This is a genomic window from Luteibacter anthropi (assembly GCF_023699965.1).
In the GTDB taxonomy this organism is placed as follows: Bacteria; Pseudomonadota; Gammaproteobacteria; order Xanthomonadales; family Rhodanobacteraceae; genus Luteibacter; species Luteibacter anthropi.
This window is the reverse complement of the sequence record NZ_CP077072.1, coordinates 739,332-759,081: the sequence shown is the minus strand read 5'-3', so window position 1 is coordinate 759,081 and position 19,750 is coordinate 739,332. Positions and strand designations below refer to the sequence as shown.

At 64.8% G+C, this 19,750-nt stretch carries 17 protein-coding genes; 6 read left to right on the top strand and 11 right to left on the bottom strand.

What is annotated here, in order from left to right:
* The first annotated feature begins 21 nt into the window (after positions 1-21).
* Positions 22-213, top strand: a complete 192-nt coding sequence (locus KR767_RS03465; protein WP_250878110.1) for a CPXCG motif-containing cysteine-rich protein — start codon at positions 22-24, stop codon at positions 211-213.
* Positions 214-387: 174 nt separating this feature from the next.
* Here KR767_RS03465 and KR767_RS03460 read toward each other — a convergent pair whose 3' ends face one another.
* The 9 genes from KR767_RS03460 to KR767_RS03420 form a co-directional block, all read right to left on the bottom strand.
* A complete protein-coding gene (locus KR767_RS03460; protein ID WP_166952408.1) occupies positions 388-1,701 on the bottom strand; it encodes a carbohydrate porin in 1,314 nt (437 codons plus the stop codon).
* Between the two features lie 119 nt (positions 1,702-1,820).
* Positions 1,821-3,344, bottom strand: a complete 1,524-nt coding sequence (locus KR767_RS03455; RefSeq protein WP_250878109.1) for a CoA-acylating methylmalonate-semialdehyde dehydrogenase — start codon at positions 3,342-3,344, stop codon at positions 1,821-1,823.
* A 23-nt stretch (positions 3,345-3,367) separates the two neighbouring features.
* A complete protein-coding gene (gene iolB / locus KR767_RS03450; protein ID WP_250878108.1) occupies positions 3,368-4,165 on the bottom strand; it encodes a 5-deoxy-glucuronate isomerase in 798 nt (265 codons plus the stop codon).
* Positions 4,162-5,070, bottom strand: coding sequence for a myo-inosose-2 dehydratase (iolE, locus tag KR767_RS03445; protein WP_250878107.1), 909 nt, complete (start codon positions 5,068-5,070; stop codon positions 4,162-4,164). Before iolE ends, iolB begins: the two co-directional genes overlap by 4 nt.
* Positions 5,067-6,950 carry a 3D-(3,5/4)-trihydroxycyclohexane-1,2-dione acylhydrolase (decyclizing) gene (iolD, locus tag KR767_RS03440; RefSeq protein WP_250878106.1) on the bottom strand — a complete coding sequence of 628 codons (1,884 nt, stop codon included), beginning with the start codon at positions 6,948-6,950 and terminating at the stop codon, positions 5,067-5,069. Before iolD ends, iolE begins: the two co-directional genes overlap by 4 nt.
* Positions 6,947-8,917 (bottom strand): bifunctional 5-dehydro-2-deoxygluconokinase/5-dehydro-2-deoxyphosphogluconate aldolase, encoded by a 1,971-nt coding sequence (locus KR767_RS03435; RefSeq protein ID WP_250878105.1) that lies wholly within the window; start codon positions 8,915-8,917, stop codon positions 6,947-6,949. Before KR767_RS03435 ends, iolD begins: the two co-directional genes overlap by 4 nt.
* Positions 8,918-8,934: 17 nt before the next feature.
* Positions 8,935-9,723, bottom strand: a complete 789-nt coding sequence (locus KR767_RS03430; RefSeq protein ID WP_250878104.1) for an ATP-binding cassette domain-containing protein — start codon at positions 9,721-9,723, stop codon at positions 8,935-8,937.
* An 11-nt stretch (positions 9,724-9,734) separates the two neighbouring features.
* On the bottom strand, positions 9,735-10,895 hold the full coding sequence (locus KR767_RS03425; RefSeq protein WP_250878103.1) for an ABC transporter permease: 1,161 nt from the start codon (positions 10,893-10,895) through the stop codon (positions 9,735-9,737).
* Between the two features lie 16 nt (positions 10,896-10,911).
* Positions 10,912-11,955, bottom strand: a complete 1,044-nt coding sequence (locus tag KR767_RS03420) for a sugar ABC transporter substrate-binding protein (RefSeq protein WP_166952429.1) — start codon at positions 11,953-11,955, stop codon at positions 10,912-10,914.
* Between the two features lie 199 nt (positions 11,956-12,154).
* Here KR767_RS03420 and KR767_RS03415 point away from each other — a divergent pair, with 199 nt between their 5' ends.
* From KR767_RS03415 to KR767_RS03395, 5 genes are all read left to right on the top strand, one after another.
* Positions 12,155-13,021: a MurR/RpiR family transcriptional regulator gene (locus KR767_RS03415; RefSeq protein ID WP_243853350.1), complete on the top strand. Its 867-nt coding sequence runs from the start codon at positions 12,155-12,157 to the stop codon at positions 13,019-13,021.
* Entirely contained in the window at positions 13,014-14,006 is a 993-nt protein-coding gene (gene iolG / locus KR767_RS03410; protein ID WP_250878102.1) for an inositol 2-dehydrogenase, read from the top strand. The genes KR767_RS03415 and iolG overlap by 8 nt, the downstream gene beginning before the upstream one ends.
* A 10-nt stretch (positions 14,007-14,016) precedes the next feature.
* Entirely contained in the window at positions 14,017-15,033 is a 1,017-nt protein-coding gene (locus tag KR767_RS03405) for a Gfo/Idh/MocA family oxidoreductase (RefSeq protein ID WP_250878101.1), read from the top strand.
* A gap of 204 nt (positions 15,034-15,237) precedes the next feature.
* A complete protein-coding gene (locus tag KR767_RS03400) occupies positions 15,238-16,470 on the top strand; it encodes an MFS transporter (protein WP_166952439.1) in 1,233 nt (410 codons plus the stop codon).
* 30 nt (positions 16,471-16,500) lie between these two features.
* Positions 16,501-16,896: a hypothetical protein gene (locus tag KR767_RS03395; RefSeq protein WP_250878100.1), complete on the top strand. Its 396-nt coding sequence runs from the start codon at positions 16,501-16,503 to the stop codon at positions 16,894-16,896.
* 55 nt (positions 16,897-16,951) lie between these two features.
* Here KR767_RS03395 and KR767_RS03390 read toward each other — a convergent pair whose 3' ends face one another.
* Entirely contained in the window at positions 16,952-17,716 is a 765-nt protein-coding gene (locus KR767_RS03390) for a carboxylesterase family protein (protein WP_250878099.1), read from the bottom strand.
* Between the two features lie 556 nt (positions 17,717-18,272).
* Entirely contained in the window at positions 18,273-19,691 is a 1,419-nt protein-coding gene (gene cls / locus KR767_RS03385) for a cardiolipin synthase (RefSeq protein ID WP_250878098.1), read from the bottom strand.
* Between the last annotated feature and the right edge of the window lie 59 nt (positions 19,692-19,750).

Below are 19,750 nucleotides of genomic sequence, written 5' to 3'. Positions count from 1 at the left end.
GCAACGGCGTAGCATAGCGCCATGTACGAATTCACTGATATTGCCTGCCCCTACTGTGGCGAGACCATCGAGGTGGCCGTGGACACCTCGGCCGGCAGCCAGACCTATATCGAGGACTGCCAGGTGTGCTGCCGCCCCATCGTGATGCGGCTGGTGGTCGATGAAGGGGACGAAAGCTTCGACCTCTCCGCCTCGGCTGAAAACGACGTGTAGGAGCGCGCCTCGCGCGCGACAAGCCCCGGTTCGGGTGTGGAACGGGGACGCCTTGCGGCGGGTCGGAGCGGCGGTTTGCCGGGTGCCGGTGTGGATTGAGTGGATCGGTTTCACCGGTCGCGCGCGAGGCGCGCTCCTACAAAAGAAGGCCCGGGGGTTTCCCGGGCCTTTGGGTCAGAACGCTACGCTGGTCTTCAGGCCCAGCACGAACGCGTTGTCGCGCTTGTTGCTGCCGCCCGGGTCCTGGATGTACTGCAGGTTGGGGCGCAGCGCGATCGACGGGATCGGCGACCAGCTGTAGAAGACTTCCGTGACCTTCTCGTAGCCGCTCTGCACGATCTGCGCCTGGCCGGGGTTGGCGGCGTTGAACAGGCGCTGGCGCTTGGCGTATTCGCCGTTGGCGTGCGATCCGCCGAAGGCCACGCCCACGAAGTCGTTCGGGCGATCGAAGATGCCCTTGTACTCCATGCCCAGCGCGATCTGGTTGTTGGTCTGCGAGGTCGCGTGGTCGGCCGAGGTGATGTTCAGGAACACCGTGGCGCCCTTGCCGCCGGCTTCGCCCGTGACCTGCTGCTGGAAGGTGATCCACGCGCCCTGGCGCGAGTCATGCTGCAGCGGCTTGCCATCGGTGAGGGCGATGGGCTGGTGGTTCACGTCGTAGAACAGGTCGTTGCCCTTGGACGTGTTGTACCAGACGCCGACGCGGTAGGAACCCGGCAGGCCGTTGACCATGGGCTTCCAGCCGAACTCCAGCGGGATCAGCGCGCCGGTGGTGCCACCGGGGTTGTTGAGCTTCCAGCCGTTGCGGCGGGCCCACTGGTCGTTCACGTAGTTCGGATTGACCTGGTAGGCGGCGATCTGCACCCAGGTTTCCTTCGTGGTATCCAGCTTCAGGATGGTGGCCCACTGGCTGGTGGGCCAGTTGACCCAGTAGTCGCCCACGATGTTGCCGGGCTGGGCGCCGCAGAAGGTCAGGTTCTGGAAGTCGCACGAGAACGAGCCGATGTTCTCGCCGACCGGCAGGCGGCCGAAGGTCCAGGTCAGGCGGTCGTTGAAGAACTTCTGTTCCAGCGAGAACATCGTCAGGTGCCAGGTCTGGCCGCGGCCATAGACTTCCTGGATGAGCTGGTTGTTGCCGATGTTGGCGTCCGCGCCGATGTTGCGGCCGTTACGGTCGGTGATGATCAGCTTGAAGGTGCCGCCCCGCCAGCCCCAGAGCTTGTCGAGGTCGAAGGTGCCGCCGAACTTCCACTGGTCGGTGTAGCGGGTGATGTGCTTGTCGCCACCGGAGAAGTTATGCGCCGCCTCGAAGCCGTAGCCAAAGTCGAAGGTGATGCCCTTCTCGGCGAGCCGGGTGCGCTCGCCACCCCAGTCGCCGAACAGGTACTTGCTGTTGGCAAGGTCGTCTGCATGGGCCGCAGTTGCGGCGAACCCCAGGCAGGCGACCACGATTCCGGCAAGTGGCCGTATTTTGAGATTAATGCGCATGTACCCTTCTCCCTGAAATGAAAAATTACGCTTTTTCGTGATTGGGTTTTGATTATTTAAGTTGCAACGCACAATGCTCCCCGTGCGTTCAACCGGCGCATTCTAAGGGTTTTGTCGTACTAATGTGTGGGCATCGCGAATTCAGCGCCAGCGCTTTCATCGTGGTTCAGCCAACGCTGTGTAATGGCTTTCTGTTTTGTGTAAAAGCGCACAGATTCAGGGCCATGGGCGTGATGATCGCCCATGAGGCTCTTTTTCCATCCACCGAAACTGTGAAATGCCATCGGCACGGGAATGGGCACATTGATGCCGATCATGCCCACCTGGACACGATGTCCGAATTCGCGTGCGATTTGTCCATCGCGCGTGAAGATCGCAGTGCCATTACCATATTCATGTTCATTGACCAGAGCTAGCGCGGCGGCGAAATCCGGCACGCGGACTACGCACAATACAGGGCCAAATATCTCCTCTTTGTATATGCGCATTTCCGGTGTCACCCGGTCGAACAGGGTGCCGCCCACGAAGAAGCCCTGCTCGCAGCCCGCCACCTGGTAGCCGCGGCCATCCACCACCAGTTCGGCGCCCGAGGCCACGCCATCGTCGATGTAGCCGGTGATGCGGTCGCGATGCACGCCGGTGACGACCGGGCCCATCTCGATGCTTTCGTCCAGGCCCTGGCCGATGCGCAGGGCTTCGACGCGGGGTTTCAGCTTCGCCACGAGGGCGTCGGCGGTGGCCTGGCCTACCGCCACCGCCACCGAGATCGCCATGCAGCGTTCACCGGCCGCGCCGTAGCCGGCGCCCATCAGCGCGTCGGCCACCTTGTCGAGGTCGGCGTCCGGCATGATCACCATGTGGTTCTTGGCGCCGCCCAGTGCCTGCACGCGCTTGCCCTTCGCGGTGCCGCGCGCATAGATGTACTCGGCGATGGGCGTGGAGCCCACGAAGCTCACGGCGCGCACCAGCTCATGGTCGAGCAGCGCATCCACGGCCGTCTTGTCGCCGTTGACCACGTTGAACACGCCATCGGGCAGGCCGGCTTCCTTGAGCAGCAGGGCCAGCTCGATGGCCAGCGAGGGATCGCGCTCGGATGGCTTCAGCACGAAGCTGTTGCCGCAGGCGATGGCCATGGGGAACATCCACATGGGCACCATGGCGGGGAAGTTGAACGGGGTGATGCCGGCGCACACGCCAAGCGCCTGGCGCATCGTCCAGGCGTCGATGCCGTTGGAGATCTGCTCGGTGTATTCGCCCTTGAGCAGTTCGGGGATGCCGCAGGCGTACTCGACCACTTCCAGGCCGCGCACCAGTTCGCCCTTGGCATCGGAAAGCACCTTGCCGTGCTCGGCGACGATGATCCGGGCCAGGCGATCCATGTCGCGTTCGATCAGTTCCTTGAAGCGGAACATGACGCGGGCACGGCGAAGCGCCGGGGTCTGCGACCAGGCAGGGAAAGCCGCGTGCGCGGCGCGTACGGCCGCATCGATATCCGCGACCGAGGCAAGATCCACTTCGGCAGCCACATGACCATGGGCCGGGTTGTAGACGGGAGAGGTGCCGATGGGCGAGCCGGCGAAGGGCTTGCCGGCCACGAAATGGCTGACGCGCGGCAGGGAGGGGGAGGAGGGCTGTGCGGACATGTTCGGTTGCTCCGATCGCGTGCTCAGCGCGCGATCATCCATTCGTGGGCGGGGTCATTGCGGAAATGCCATTCGCGACGGGGACCGGCCATCACGTTGAGGTAGTAGCCGCGATAGCCATGCGGCATCACCACGGGGTGATAGCCGCGCGGCACCATCACGACGTCGTGGTCGCCCACGGCCATGGACTCGTCGATGTCGCGCGAGTCGGTATAGACGCGCTGGAAGGCGAAGCCCTGCGGCGGATCGATGCGGTGGTAGTAGGTTTCCTCCAGCACGCTTTCTTCCGGTAGCGCGTCGGTATCGTGCTTGTGCGGCGGATAGCTGGACGAATGGCCGGCAGGGGTGAGCACTTCCACCACCAGCAGGGATTCGGCGGGCTCCGTCTCGGGGAGGATGTCGCAGACATAACGGGTGTTCGCGCCGGTGCCGCGCACCGAGCGCTTCATGGAAGCCGGCTCGATCAGGCGGGCGTGCAGCTTGCCCGTGGCCGGCGCGCTGGCGATGGCCAGTTCCGCATCGGTGGAGGCGCGGATGAAGTACACGGAGCCGGGCGGTGCGTAGATGGCCGTCGGTGACTGGTCATCGAATACGCTGGCGCGGCCGCCGAGGCTCTTGAAGTCACGGCCGTCGACGGAGATGTCCACGGTGCCGGTGAGCACCACGAGGCAGCCTTCGCGATCCGTCGGCAGGTTCACGGTGGTGAAACCGCCGGCCTGGACGCGACGTGCCTCGAAGCCGACATGTTTCCAGTGCGCGGACTCAGGCGTGACGGTGACGATGCTCTCGCCGCGCGGCGAGGCTTTGACGAGCAGGCTCATGCGACCTCCCGGACCGCCTCGCGGTCGAGCAGCGAACGCAGGGTGCGGTAACCCTTCTCGGCGAATTCGTAGCTGGGTGCCACGGCAGGGTCCTGTTCGGCCTCCACCACCAGCCAGCCCTGGTAACCATGCGACTTCAGCCGGTCGATGATGCCCGCAAAATCGATGATGCCGTCGCCGGGCACGGTGAAGGCACCATTGAGCACGGATTCCAGGAAGGTCCAGTGACGGTTGCGCGCCAGGCGGACGACGCCGGGGCGCACATCCTTGCAATGCACGTGGCAGATGCGCTGGATATGGCGATCGAGCACGGTCAGCGGATCGCCCCCGCCGAAATAGGTATGACCGCTGTCGAACAGCAGGCCCACTTCCTCGCCGGTGTTCGCCATGAGCTGTTCGACATCGTCCGGGGATTCCACATACGCACCCATGTGATGGTGATACGCCAGGCGTACACCATGCGACAGGGTGAACTTCGCGAACTCGGTGAGGCGTTCGCCGTAGCTCTTCCACTCGTCGGCCGTGCGGAAGCGCGGGCGCTTGTACAGCGGTACCGCCTCGCCCTGGATAGCGTTGGCCACTTCGCCGTAGACCATCACCTTGCAGCCGTTTTCCGCGAGCAGGCGCAAATGGCCGCCGACCGCTTCGCATTCCTCTTTCGCGCTGCGCGCGGCGACACGGCCGGAATACCAGCCGGACACCACGTCGAGGCCATAACCGGCCATCAGCTCGCGCAGTTCGATGGGATCTTTCGGGAATTTGTTGCCCAGCTCGAAGCCTTCGTAGCCGATGGCCTTGCCTTCGCTGAGTGCCGTGGACAGCGGGGTTTCGCCGCCGAGCGACGGCAGGTCGTCGTTGCTCCACGAGATGGGGTTGATGCCGATGCGGATGGGATCGTTCTTCATGCTGACGTGTTCCTGGCCTTGCGGCCCACGGTGGCGGATTCGTAGCCGTTGCGCGCGTCGCGTACGGCGTCCCGCGTGGAGACTTCCGGCACGGCCACTTCCCACCAGGCGCCGCCATCGGCGGTGGTGCGGGTGTGATCGGTGTCGATGCTGATGAGATAGGTGCGGTCGGCCGCGCGTGCGCGTTCCATGGCCGATTCAAGGCCCGCGATGTCGGCCACGTGTTCGGCGATGGCGCCCATGGCACGGGCATGCGCGGCGAAGTCGATGCGCGGCGCGCCGTGACGACCCTGTACGCAGTCGTCGAACATGTTGTTGAACGGCGCGCTGCCGGTGGCCTGCTGCAGGCGGTTGATGCAGCCGTAGCCGCGGTTGTCGAGCACCACGATGATCAGCTTGGCGTCGAGCATGACCGAGGTGGCAATCTCCGAGTTCATCATGAGGTAGCTACCGTCGCCCACCATCACGATCACTTCGCGATCGGGCGCCGCCATCTTCACGCCGAGGCCGCCGGCAATCTCGTAGCCCATGCACGAGTAGCCGTATTCCATGTGGTAACCGCCGGCCGTTTCGGTGCGCCAGAGTTTTTCCAGCTCGGCGGGCAGGGTGCCTGCGGCGCAGACCACGATGTCGCTCTGTGCGGAGAGCGCGGACGAACGCTGCACGGCGCCGATCACTTCGCCGTCGTAGGGCAGGCGTCCCGAAGGTGCCTTGCGCTCGCCGGTGATACGGGTAACGGTGTCCACCCATTCGCGTGCTGCGTCACGTGCGCGGGTGGTCCAGGTTTCCGGGGCGGCCCAGTCGTCGAGGCCGAAGCTGAGGTCGTCGAGCGCAATGGCGGCATCGCCGATCACTTCCACTCCATCGCCCTTGAGCGAGTCGAAGGCATTGACGTTGATCGAGAGGATGGGCACATGGCGGAAGAGCGCGTTTGAGCCGGTAGTGAAGTCCTGCAGGCGCGTGCCCACGGCAATCACGAGGTCGGCATCGCGCAGCAAGGTGTTGGCGGCGGTGGAACCGGTGACGCCGGCCGGCCCCAGCTGCAAGGGATGATTCCACGGCATGGCGCCCTTGCCGGCCTGCGTTTCGCAGACAGGCACGCCGTGCTTGTCCGCGAAGGCCATCAGTTCGGGTGTGGCCTTGGCATACAGGCTGCCGCCACCGGCGATGATGACGGGGCGCTGCGATACTTCGATGGCGTCGAGGGCCGCCATCAGCTCGTCGTCGGTGGGAATCGGCGCACGGAAGACGATTTCGCGTGGCTCGAAGAACGACACGGGGAAATCGTAGGCTTCGGTCTGCACGTCTTGCGGCAAGGCCAGTGTGACCGGACCGCAGGCGGCCGGATCGGTCAGTGCGCGGATGGCGCGGGGCAGCGCGGTGAGCAGTTGTTCAGGGCGAACGATGCGATCGAAATAGCGCGAGACGGGGCGCAGGCAGTCGTTGACGGATACCGTGCCGTCGGAAAAATCCTCCAGCTGTTGCAGCACGGGGTCGGGTGCGCGCGAGACGAAGATATCGCCCGGCAGCAGCAACACCGGCAGGCGGTTGACGTGGGCGAGCGCGGCGGCGGTGACGAGGTTGGTGGCACCGGGGCCGATGGAGGTGGTAACCGCCATCATGCGACGGCGCATGTTCGTCTTGGCATAGGCGATGGCAGCGTGTGCCATCGCCTGTTCGTTGTGCGCTCGGAAGGTGGGCAGTTCGTCGCGGGCGGCGTGCAGGGCCTCGCCCAGTCCGGCCACGTTGCCGTGGCCGAAAATGGCGAAGACACCGCCGAACAGCGGCGCACTGGTTTCTTCGTCCACGTCGCGACAACGCAACGCGGCGAGGTAGCGCACCAGCGCCTGGGCACAGGTGAGGCGGACGGTGGCACTCATGCGGCGGCGCCTTCCTTCAGTGCTGGGTGGGTAGCCCGGCGGCCCTGCTGCCACAGGCCGATCATTTCTTCGAAGGCGGCCCGCGCGCGGGCCACGAAGGTGGCGTCATCGATACGGCCGGCGAGCCAGTCGGCGGACGGTGCCTTGAACAGCGTGCGGCCCACGGCGAAGCCACGGCAGGTGCGGCTGCCCGCAGCAGCGACGAACCCTTCGGCCAGGGTTTCCACGGAGGCGCTGAGGCCCAGCAGCAGCACGCCACGGCAGTACGGATCACGCTCTTCGATCAGTGAATCCACGGCCTGCCAGGTGTCGCGTCCCAGCGGGCAGAGCTTCCACCAGTCGGGCTTGATGCCGATGTTGTAGATGCGCTTGAGCGCACGCAGGGTGAGTTCGTCGCGATGCGCCTGGTCGTTGCAGTTCGGCGGAATCACTTCGAGCAGCAGCTCGTGCCCGCTGAGCTTTGCCGCGTCGTAGAGCGCATGCAGCTGGGTTTCCTGCTCAAGGCGATGCATGGCCGGCGCATCGGGATCGAAAGCCACGAGGCATTTGATGACGTGTTCCTTCGGCCAGCTCACCAGCTGGCTGCCAATGGAGCGGCCACGTTCGAATTCCAGCGGATTGGAACCGGGAACCTCGACCGGTCGGCCGATCCACCAGCCCCGGCCGGTGGCGGCATTCAATGCATCCTGGCCGTAGCGGTCGTCGGCCAGCAGGCCGACATGGCCCTGGAGCCTGCCGGCCTGTTCGGTGGCGGCCACCGCTTCGACCAGCAGTTCCTTCAGTCGCGGGATCCGTGCTTCGTCGCCGCCCACCTCGCGGGCCAGTTCGAAGAAGGGCGTGCGGTGGTCGAAGGCGAACACGTACAGCTCGTCCCAGCGCTTGCGGGCGATGGCGGCACGATGCAGGTGCGACAACTCGGCATCGAGATCCGGACGACGAATGGCGCCGTCACGAGCGAGGAAGGCGTCCAGTTCGTCGCGGCACGGCATGGCCGGTGCGCAGCCGTGGCGGGAGACGACGATGGCACCGCAGGCGTTGGCAAACGCACACGCCCGTTCAAGCGATTCGCCGCCCAGCCAGCCGGCGAGGAAGCCGGACAGGAAGGCATCGCCGGCGCCCAGCACGTTGAGCACGTCGACGCGGCTGCCGCGATAGGTGGGCGCATCGTCGATATCGGCGGGGACCGGTCCGTCGACCACGCTGCAACCCATCGGCCCGCGCTTCACCACGAGGGTGGCTTCGCTCACCGTGCGAACGGCACGCAAGGCTTCGATGAGGTTCTCGCTGCCACCGGCGATATGGAACTCTTCTTCCGTGCCGACAATGACGTCGAACTGGGGAAGAATCGCCTGCAGATGGCGGGTGACATGGTCGGCGGCGATGAAACGCTGCTCGCCATCGGCACGACCGGTAAGCCCCCACAGGACGGGACGGTAATCGATGTCGAGGACGGTGCGCACGTCGTGCTTGTGTGCCAGGGCCAGCGCACGGCTGGCCGCGGCATGCACGCCGGGCTGGGAGAAATGCGTGCCGGTGATGGCGAGCGCACGACAGCCGGCGAGGAAACCCTCGTCGATGTCGCCCGGCACGAGCGCCATGTCGGCGCAGTTCTCGCGATAGAACAACAGGGGAAAGGTTTCGCGATCCTTGATGCCAAGAATGGCCAATGCAGTCAGGTGCTCGGGATCGATGCGGATCTGGCTGGTGTCGCTGCCTTCGGCGGCGAGCGTTTCGGTGAGGAAGCGCCCCATGTGGTCGTCGCCGACGCGGGCCAGCATGGCCGAGCGCAGGCCGAGCCGCGCGGTGCCGAAGGCCACGTTGGCCGACGAGCCGCCGAGGTATTTCGCGAAACTGGTGACATCCTCCAGGCGCGCGCCGATCTGCTGGGCATAGAGGTCGACCGCGAGACGGCCCAGGCAGGCGATGTCGACGGGACGGGAGGGTGAACGAGGCAGGGGACTACGCATGGGTGGTTTTTCCGTGTTCAGGCCGCGCGGCCTTCCAGTTCGTCGACAAGGCTCTGGATCTCGGTACCGCCGGCCATCATGTCGAGCACTTCTTCCTTCGAGATGTCGCTCTTGGCGAAGGTGCCCATGGACTGGCCACGGTTGAGCAGGGTGAAGCTGTCGGCGATGGGATAGGCGTGATGGACGTTATGGGTGATGAAGATCACCGAGATGCCTCGCTCCCGGGCCTTGTGGATAAGCTTGAGCACGTTGCATGACTGCTTGACGCCGAGCGCGGCGGTGGGCTCGTCGAGGATGAGCACCTTGGCGCCGAAATGAATCGCGCGGGCGATGGCAAGGCACTGCCGCTCGCCGCCCGACATGGTGCCCACGGCCTGGCCGGCGTCGCGCACGAAGATGCCCATCTCGGCCAGTTTCTCGCGCGCCGTCTCGTTGGCGTAGGTCATGTCGATCACGGGTATCACGCCGAACAGCTTGCGGCGGGGTTCGCGACCGGCGAAGAAATTGCGCGCCACGCTCATCAGCGGCACGAGGGCCAGATCCTGGTAGACGGTGGCGATGCCCTGGTCGAGCGCTTCGCGCGGCGAGGCAAAACGCACCGCCTTGCCGTCCACACGGTATTCGCCGCTGCTGGGCTGGTGCACGCCGGCCAGTGTCTTGATGAGGGTGGACTTGCCCGCGCCGTTGTCGCCCAGCAGGCAGTGCACCTCGCCGCGCTTCAGGCGCAGGGTGACGCCTTGCAGGGCGATCACGGTGCCGAAGAACTTGCTGACGTTGTCCAGTTCGAGGATGTAGTCGTCGGCCATGGTGGCGGTCCTCACTTGGTGCTCGCAGCGCGGCTGCGGATGTAATGGTTGAACAGCACCGCCAGCAGCAACATGCCGCCGAGGAATACGCGGTACCAGTCGGAATCGATGTTGGTGTACGAGATGCCGATCTGCACGACACCGAAGATCAGCGCACCGAAGCAGGCGCCGATGACGGAACCGAAACCGCCCGTGAGCAGGGTGCCGCCGATGACCACGGCGATGATGGCTTCGAACTCCTTCTGCAGGCCGCGATCCGCCGCCGCCGAACCCACGTCGGCCACCTGCAGCACGCCGAACAGACAGGCGCAGAAGGCGGTGAGCACGAACAGCGAGATCTTCACGCGGCGCACGGGCACGCCGACGTTCTTCGCCGCGTTGGCATCGCCGCCCACCATGTAGATCCAGTTGCCGAAGCGGGTACGGGCGAGCACGAAGCCGGCCACGATGGCCATGAGCGCCCACCACAGCAGCACCTTGGGAATGCCGCCGACCACGGGATCGCCATTGGGCAGCTTGTCGATGAGGTTCATGCCGGCCAGTGCGCTGAACAGCCAGTGCATCGTGGTGCCGTTGAACAGCGCGCTGCTGACCGGGTCGGCCGTGAACTTGTCGCCCACGCCGCTCACGATGGTGCTGTTGGCAAAGCCCGTGGACAGCACCAGCGTGAGGCCGCGCAGGATGAACATGAAGGCAAGGGTGACGATGAACGACGGCAGCTTCGTGCGCACCACGAGGTAACCGTTGAGCCAGCCCAGCGCCATGGACGCGGCGAAGGCGAAGATCACGGCGGCCCATAGTGGCCAGCCCAGGTACATGGGGGGAATGGCAACCAGCACGCCGGAGAAACCGATCATCGAACCCATCGACAGATCGAATTCCCCGGCGATCATCAGCAGGCAGGCACCCACGGCGAGGATGCCGAGATAGCCCGCCACCTGGGCCCAGTTGATGACGCCATCGAGGGCGAACATGCCCGAGCCGCCGGCGGTGAAGCCGAAGAACACGAAGACGAGCACGGTGCCCGCGATCGAGCCCAGTTCGGGCCTTTCGAGGAGGATGCGCCAGGGAGAGACCTTCCTGACGCGTTCGTCCGAGGGTTTCGCGGCTTGCGGCGACGTGTCGCGCTGGCGCTGGATCATGTGGGTGACGCTCTCGTTGATGGCACTCATGTTCGACTCCCGACGATCAGCGGTACTGACCGGCGTATTTCTCTACGGTGGCAACGTTGTCCTTGGTCACGAAGGCCGGACCCGAACTGACGCCGGTGGCGGTATAGATGGGCTTCAGGTCGTACTGCTTCAGGCGGGCCTGGAACTTCGGATTGGCCTTGAGCGCGGCGATGATCTTTGCCGGGTCGTTGGTCTTTTCGTCGTGGGCGATCACGAGGGCGGCGATGCCCATATAGCCCTGCAGATAAGGCTGCTGGTCGATGGCGTACTGGATGGTGCCGGACTTGATGCCGTCGATGATGGCGGGCGAGAGGTCGAAGGTGCCGAAGTTGATCTTGCCCACCAGGTGCATGTCCTGCACCACCTTGATGGCCGGTTCGGCGGCGTTCGGGCCGAGCGCCAGGATCGCCTGGGTCTTCGGGTTGGCGCGCAGGTAGGCGCTGAGCTTGCTGGCGACCACCGTCGGGTCCATGCCCGTGTCGATCATGGAGGTCTTGCGCCAGTCCTTCAGGCCGATGGCATCGGCAAAGCCCTGGCAGCGTTCGAACGAGGCGTTGTTGGTGGCGTAGTGGTTCACGCAGACGAAACTGGTGATGCCGGCGGCCTTGGCGCGTTCACCGGCGGCCTTGCCTGCGTCGTACTCACCCTGGCCCACGTGCATGATCGCGCCGAGTTTCTTGCTTTCGTCGGGCGTGCCGGAGTTGATGGTGACGATGGGAATGCCCTTGGCGGTGATCTTGGCGGCAGGGGCCTTCAGCACGGCGTAGCTGGCGATATCGAACGACACGCCCTGGTAGTTGCGGGCGGCGGCGGATTCCAGCTGGCGGGCCATTTCGCTCAGGTCGCCGTTGCCGGAGCCCCGGTAGTCCACGGCCACGCCGAAGTCTTCGCCGGCCTGCTTGATCGCATTCTTGATGGTGTTCCACCAGGAGTCCGAGTCGGCCGCATGGGAGACCAGCACGTAGCGGTCGCCGGGGGCGGCGTGGGCCGAGGGGGTGGAAAGACCGAGGCCGAGGGCCAGGGCGGCCGCCAATGAGGCGTGGAACAGTTTGGATCGCATAGTGCCTCCGCAGGGGGCCGGAAACCCGGCCGGGATGGTGTCGAACGCGATACGGCCTGACGGCCGCTGTTTTGCCGAAAGCGGGCTGAGCATGGACCCGTGGAATGCGGGTTGCAATTTGCATTGCAGCAAAAAAATAAATGGAAAATATATTCCATCGCGTGCTTCAATGCCGTCCGTCCCCGACACGGAGCCACCCATGGCAAAACGCAGCGAAGCCGACGCGCTCATGCAGCGCATTGCGGAGGAATTCGAGGCCTTGCCGCGCCAGTTGCAAGGCGTGGCGCGGTACCTTGAGGAACACCGTAGTTCCATCATGGTCCAGCGGGTGGGTGAGATCGCAGAAGGTTGCGGTGTCCACGCCTCGGCCGTGGTGCGCTTCGCCCAGCGCTTCGGCTATTCCGGCTTCACCGAGATGCAGGCGGTGTTCCGCGAGGCCTGGGCGGCGCAGTCCGCTCCCTCGCGCAGCTACCAGCAACGCATCCGTCGGGTGATCGAAGACCGCGAAGGCGGTATCCCGGCCGGTGAGATCGCATCCCGCTTCATCGACGCCAGCCGTGCAGGCCTCGACGAACTGGCCTCCGAACTCGACGAACGCCGCTTCCAGAAAGCGGTGGATATCCTCGCCGAGGCCGAGAATATCTACGTGGTGGGCGTGCGTCGCTCGTTCGCCATTGCCACCTACATTGCCTACGCGTTGCAGCACACGCAGAAGCGCGTGCACCTGGTCAACGGCCTGGGTGGCATGTATCGCGAACAGCTTCGCAGCATCCGCAAGGGCGATGCGCTGATCGCCATCAGCTTCCCGCCGTTCGGCAAGGAAACCCTCTATGCGATGCGCGTGGCGCAGCAGCATCGCGCGAACGTGCTGGCGATCACCGAGAGCGATCTCGGTCCGCTGGCGCGTCATTCGGATGTGTTGCTGAAGGTGAAGGAGGGCAGTGCGTTTGCCTTCCGTGGCCTCACCAGCACGATGTGCCTGTGCCAGGCGCTGTTCGTCGCGCTGGCCTACAAGCTCGAACTCACTGTCGAAGAAACGATTCCCCGAGGAGAATACGATGATTGAAGTTGCCGTTTTCGGTGCCGGTCGCATCGGCAAGATCCACGCGGGCAACGTCGCCCGTCACCCGGAAGCGAAGCTGCGCTACGTGGTGGACGTGCACGAACCCTCGGCGAAGGAACTGGCCGGAAAACATGGCGCCACCGTCGCCAGCGTCGACGAGGCGCTGAACGATCCGGCCGTGGGCGCGGTGGTGATCGGCTCCAGCACCGATACCCATGCCGACCTCATCCAGCGCGCGGCGGCTGCCGGCAAGGCGATCTTCTGCGAGAAGCCGGTGGATCTCGACGTGGAACGTGCGCGTGCCTGCCAGACCGCGGTGGAAAAGGCGGGCGTGGTCTGCATGATTGCCTTCCAGCGCCGCTTCGATCCCACGTTCTCGTCGCTGAAGAAGCGCCTGGACGATGGCGAGATCGGCACGCCGGAAGTGCTGGTGGTGACCAGCCGCGATCCGGGCGCGCCGCCGGTGAATTACATCAAGAGCTCCGGTGGCGTGTTCAAGGACATGCTGATCCACGACTTCGATATCTTCCGCTGGGTGCTGGGCGACGTGGCGGTCAGCGTGCATGCGGCGGGCAGCTGCCTGACCGACCCGGCCATCGAAGGTGCGGGCGATATCGATACCACGGCCGTCACCATCCGCACGAAGAGCGGCAAGCTGTGCCAGATCAATACCTCGCGTCGCGCCGCCTACGGTTACGACCAGCGCTTCGAAGTGCTCGGCAGCAAGGGCATGCTCCAGGCGGGTAATGTCACGCCGACCCAGGTCGTTTCGCACACGGCCACGAACATCGCGCATGACCTGCCGGAGCACTTCTTCCTGGAGCGCTACCGCGAGGCCTATGCCGCCGAGATCGCGCACTTCTTCGATGCCCTGGCGGCCGGCACGCCGGTACGCACCACCATCGCCGACGGCATCAAGGCACTGGAACTGGCCGAAGCCGCCGCGCGCTCCTGGCGTGAAGGCCAGGCCGTGCAGGTGAACATCTGAGGCCACGTTCATGACTACCCTTCGTATCGGCCTTGCCGGCCTCGGCCGGCTTGGCCAGCGCTATGCGGAAAACCTCGCCCGGGCCGTGCCCCGGGCGGAACTGGTGGCTGTTTGCAGTCCCGTGGAAAGCGAGCGTGAATGGGCACGCGAGACACTGGGCATCCCGGTCATTCATGACAGCTACGAGCGCATGCTCGCCGATCCATCCATCGATGCGGTGTTCCTGGTCACGCCGACCTCGCTGCATCCGGCGCAGATCGAGCAGGCGCTGGATGCCGGCAAGCATGTGTTCTGCGAAAAGCCCTTGTCGCTCGATCTCGACGAGTGCCGCCGTGCCGCCGAACACGCGGATAAGTCCACGAAGCGCGCCATGGTGGGTTTCGTGCGCCGTTTCGATGAAAGCTATCGCAACGCCTACCGGCATATCGCCGCGGGCGGCATCGGGCATCCATTCCTGGTGTATTCGCAGACGGCTGACCTGGCCGATCCGTCGGGGGCCTTCATCAAGTTCGCACCGACCAGCGGCGGCATTTTCCTGGATTGCAGCGTGCACGACGTGGACCTGGCGCGCTGGTTGCTGGGGCGCCCGAAAGCGGTGAAGGCCTATGCGACGGGTACGGTGGCGATGTATCCGGCGCTGAAGGAGATCGGCGACATCGACAACGGTATTGCCATCGTGGAATTCGAAGGCGGCCGCATGGCGATGTTCCATGCCTCGCGCACGCAGGCGCACGGGCACGATACGCATACCGATGTCACGGGTACGGCCGGCAAGGTGAGCGTGGGCCGCAATCCGAGGGCGGACCGGGTGGAGATTTCCGATGCGGCGGGCGTCCGCAATACGGTGCTGCCGTCGTTCTACGAGCGCTTCGCACCGGCTTTCGTGACGCAGGCGAAGCATTTCGTGGATGCCATCCTCGACGAGACGCCGTTCGACCTGACCATGGAGGATGCCGTCGAGGCGACGCGCATTGCCATCGCGATGCGTGAGTCGTTGCAGAGTGGGCAGCCTGTTTTGCTGGATTGATGCAGGTACCGCTTCGATCCGGTCGCGCGCAAGGCGCGCTCCTACAGGGGAGCCTTGGGCACGACCGGACCGAGGCCGGTGTAGGAGCGCGCCTTGCGCGCGACCGGTATCCGTCAAAATAACCGGCCCCCTCATCGCCCCCATGAAAAAACCTTCATGCGACACGATGACGCAGTGCAGCAACGAAGCCTATAATAGGCCGCCATGTCCCTCCCCTCTCTCGTTCCCCATCGTGGACGGCGCTTCGCCGTTACCGCGCGGATTCTTTCCGCGGTGGTCTTCACGTTCGTCTGCTACTTCAGCATCGGCATCCCGCTCGCTGTACTGCCAGGCTTCGTACATTCGAACCTCGGCTACGCCACTGTCCTCGCGGGGCTGGCGGTCAGTGCGCAGTATCTTGCGACCCTGCTGAGCCGGCCGCACGCCGGCCGCATGGCCGACGCCATGGGGCCCAAACGCACCGTCATCGCCGGCCTCATCGTGCTCGCGCTTTCGGGCCTGTTTCTGGCCCTTGCCGCCCTCGTACCGAAGATGCCGGCCCTGTCGCTGGCCCTGGTGCTGATGAGCCGCCTCGGCCTCGGCTTCGCAGAGAGCTGGGTCAGCACCGGCTCGATCACCTGGGGCATCGGTGGCATCGGCGGCGAGCACACGGCGCGGGTGATCTCCTGGAACGGCATCGCCACCTACGGCGGCATCGCGCTCGGCGCGCCGCTGGGCGTGAAGCTGGCGGGCGATTACGGCCTCATTTCCCTGGGCATCCTCACCTTTGCCCTCGGGCTCGTAGCCTTGCCGCTGGCCTTGTGGAAAGCCCGCGTGCCCCCAAGCCACGGCGAGCGCCTGCCGTTCAAGAGCGTGCTGTCGCGCGTGATGCCCTACGGCATCGGCCTTGCACTGGGTTCCATCGGGTTCGGCTCGCTCTCTACCTTTGTGGCGCTCTACTACGCCAACCGTGGCTGGGCCGACGCCGCGCTGTCGCTGTCCGTGTTCGGTGGCTGTTTTATCGGCATGCGCCTGATTTTCAGCAACATGATCGGCCGCTTTGGCGGCTACCGCGTTGCCATTGTCTCGTTGCTGATCGAAGGGGCGGGCCTTGCCTTGCTTTGGCTCGGTGACACGCCACACCTGGCGCTGGCCGGTGCCGCGCTCACCGGTTCGGGCTTTGCCCTGATCTTCCCCGCGCTGGGCGTGGAGGCCGTGGGTCGGGTCAGCATGCACAACCGTGGTGCCGCGCTGGGCGCGTATTCGGTGTTCCTGGATGTGGCGCTGGGGCTGACCGGCCCCGTGGGTGGCTGGGTTGCCGGTCGCTTCGATTACCCGGCGATCTTCCTCCTGGCCGGTATCGCATCGGTGGTGGCGGCAGGACTCTCGCTGTCGCTCTACCTGCGTTTCGGCCGCGATGAGCCGACGCAAGAAAACCGGGCCGACGCACGGGCATAATGCCCGTCTGATCCCTTACGAGAGCGTTGCATGCCCTACGATCGCAGCTGGATGGGCTTTGGCATGACCGGTGCCCTGGAAGCAGGTGGCATCGCCTTGCTCGTCGGTATCGTGGTGTATCTGCTCGTGCGCCTCATGTTCGGCAAGGGCGGCGGCTGGAGCGCGGGCAGGGAAGTGTCGGTGGCCTTCGTGCTCACCCTGCTTGTTGCGGGCGGCGAGGACATGTGGAACCTCTTCTACTTCAACGTGGTGCCCATCCAGTCCACCACGCTGCTGCGCCTGAAGCTGGCGGCGGTGCACGATCCGGACGCCATCGGCCTGCGCGTGTTCTTCGAACTGGTGGGCGGCCTGATCGGCGTGTGCATCGGCTGGGCCGTGTTCTCCGGTGGCTTCAAGCGCCTGGTCGGCCACGTCAAAGGGCCCTGATCCGGGGGCTCACGCAGGAGCCGACCTTCTCGGTGACGGATGTCGCAAAGGCCGGCTAAGGCCGCCTCTGCGCAAACATCCATGTCCAAAGATCCGGCGTGCCGTATGCCTTGTCCCACGACCCGTGGTTCACCCCGGGAAACTCGGTATACCTGACCGTCGCCTGCCGGTCGGTCAAGGCGGCATACATCCGGCGGGACTGCCAGGTAGGCACGACCCGGTCTTCGGCGCCATGGAAGATCCACACCGGCAGATGGCCGATCTTCCGGGCCGTCCATTCGAAAGGATCGACATCGGACGGCATGCCGTGGACGACAAGGGCGCGTTCGTCGTCGAACGCCGTGACACCACCGCAGATGATCGCCGCCGCCGCGAAGGTGCCCGGATACTGCGCTGCAATCTGCCACGAGCCATAGCCGCCCATGGACAGGCCCGTCAGGTACAGGCGATGCCGGTCGCCGTGGAATTCCGTGACGCTTTGCTCCAGGGCGGCCATCGCCATGGAGGTATTGGCCTGATCGGTCCACTCCTGGCCGTCCGGGGTCTGCGGTATGACGACGATGGCCGGAAAATCCGGATGCTTGTCGAGCCACGGCGGCAGGCCCTGGGCCAGCTGCTTCGTGTTGTCGTCACCACGCTCGCCACTGCCGTGCAGGAACAGCACGACGGCAGGGTGTTCCGGTGGCGAGGTGGGAACGAAGACCTGGTAACGATACGTCCTGCCATTGACGTCGACGCTACGCTCGACGAAGTGTTCGCTGGCGGCAAACGCGGGTGTAACCATGGCGGTAGTGCCCAGGAAAAGCAGGGTACGCAGCATGCATCATCTCCGTGGCGTGTGAACAGTTGAGTTCAGTAACAGCGTTTGCGCAAGACATATCCTTACGTCGTCCCTGTGAAAACAGGGGCCCAGTGCGGTGCGGTGGGTTTTCGCGAGAGGGTTGCCTGCACACAAGCCGATGCAGCGTGGCGGTGTTTGCTGGTGAACCGGGGCGCTGGGTTCCTGCTTTCGCAGGAACGACGGGTTGCGAGATTGCGATTTCCTTCCTACCCCTCACGTCGTCCCTGTGAAAACAGGGACCCAGTGCGGTGCGGTGGGTTTTCGCGAGAGGGTTACCTACACACAAGCCGATGAAACGTTGCGGTGTTTACTGGTGAACCGGGGCGCTGGGTTCCTGCTTTCGCAGGAACGACGGGTTGTGAGAGTGCGGTACCCTTTGTACCCCCTCACGTCGTCCCTGTGAAAACAGGGACCCAGTGCGGTGCGGTGCGGTGGGTTTTCGCGAGAGGGTTACCTGCACACGAGCCGATGCAGCGTAGCGGTGTTTGCTGGTGAACCGGAGCGCTGGGTTCCTGCTTTCGCAGGAACGACGGGGTCAGAGAACGGGGTCGAATAGTCTTGCGACATGTAGTGCTACGCGCCGGAAATACGACAGGCGGCGGTAGTCGTTCGGGTTGACCTCGTCGCTTTCGGCGAAATCCCGTTGCAGCATCGCCTCGACATCGCTCGCAAACGCTTCATCCACATTCAACGAGGTGATCTCGAAATTCAGCCGGAAGCTGCGGTTGTCGAGATTCATGCTGCCCACCACGGCTGTATCGTCGTCGATCAGCATCACCTTCTGGTGAATGAAGCCCGGTCGATAGCGAAACATGCGAATGCCAGCCAGCGTGGCCTCATGGGCATACAGCGTCGAAGCCATGAACACCGTCTTGTGATCCGGCCGGATGGGAATGAGCACCCGCACGTCCACACCGCGGAACACGGCGAGGCGCAAGGCACCGAACACCGCCTGGTCAGGCACGAAGTAGGGCGTGGTGATCCACACACGCTTCGTCGCGGCATGAATGGCCTGGGTAAAGAACAGCGAGCAGCTTTCCTGCCGGTCGGCCGGGCCGGTCGCCACGATCATGGTATTCGCACGGCCGCAACGCTCCGGTGGCGGCTGCGACGGTGGTCGCTCGCCGGTTACCCAGTACCAGTCCTCCGCAAAGGCACGTTGCAGGTCGGCCACGGCGGGGCCTTCGATTCGCAGGTGCGTATCGCGCCACGGCGCGAGGGGCGGTTTCTCGCCAAGGTATTCATCGCCGGCATTCAGGCCGCCGACGAAACCGTGCGTGCCATCCACCACCAGCACCTTGCGATGGTTGCGGAAGTTCAGCTGGAAGCGGTTGCGCCAGCGCCGCGTGGCGAAGGGATGCACCTGGATCCCGCCGTTGCGAAGCGTGGCGACGTAGCTGTCCGGCAGGGCATGGCTGCCGATGCCGTCATAGAGCACGCAAATATCGACGCCGGCCGCAGCTCGCTCCAGCAGCGCATCGCGAAGCCGGCCGCCGAGACGATCATCGTGGATGATGAAGAACTGCACGAGCACATAGCGCTCGGCTTTGGCGATGGCCGCGAACATCGCAGCAAAGGCCTCTTCGCCATCCACCAGCAGGGTGAGCGCATTGCCCCCATGCATGGCGGTTTTTAGCATCCGGCCGATGGCAACGTAGCGCTCGTCATGTTCGGGCTGGGGATGAGGCAGCAGGGCGGCCTGGGTCTTGTGCGCCTCCTCGTGGAGCATGAAGAACCGCGCCTGGCGCTGGCGGTGCAGGTCCACGTAGCCGCCGAAGTGACTGGCACCCAGGAACAGGTAGGGAATGAGCGTCACGTAAGGCAGCAGGACCAGGCCCAGCACCCAGGCAAAGGCGCCCTGGGCGGTGCGCGTATGCATCACGGCGTGCATGGCGGCAAAGACGCCGCCCACATGAAGGCACAGGGCCGCCACGGCAATCAGGGTGGCGATCATGGCCGACTTCCTTCGATATTCAAGTTTTCGGCAACAATCTTTGTCGCGTACAGGAGTTT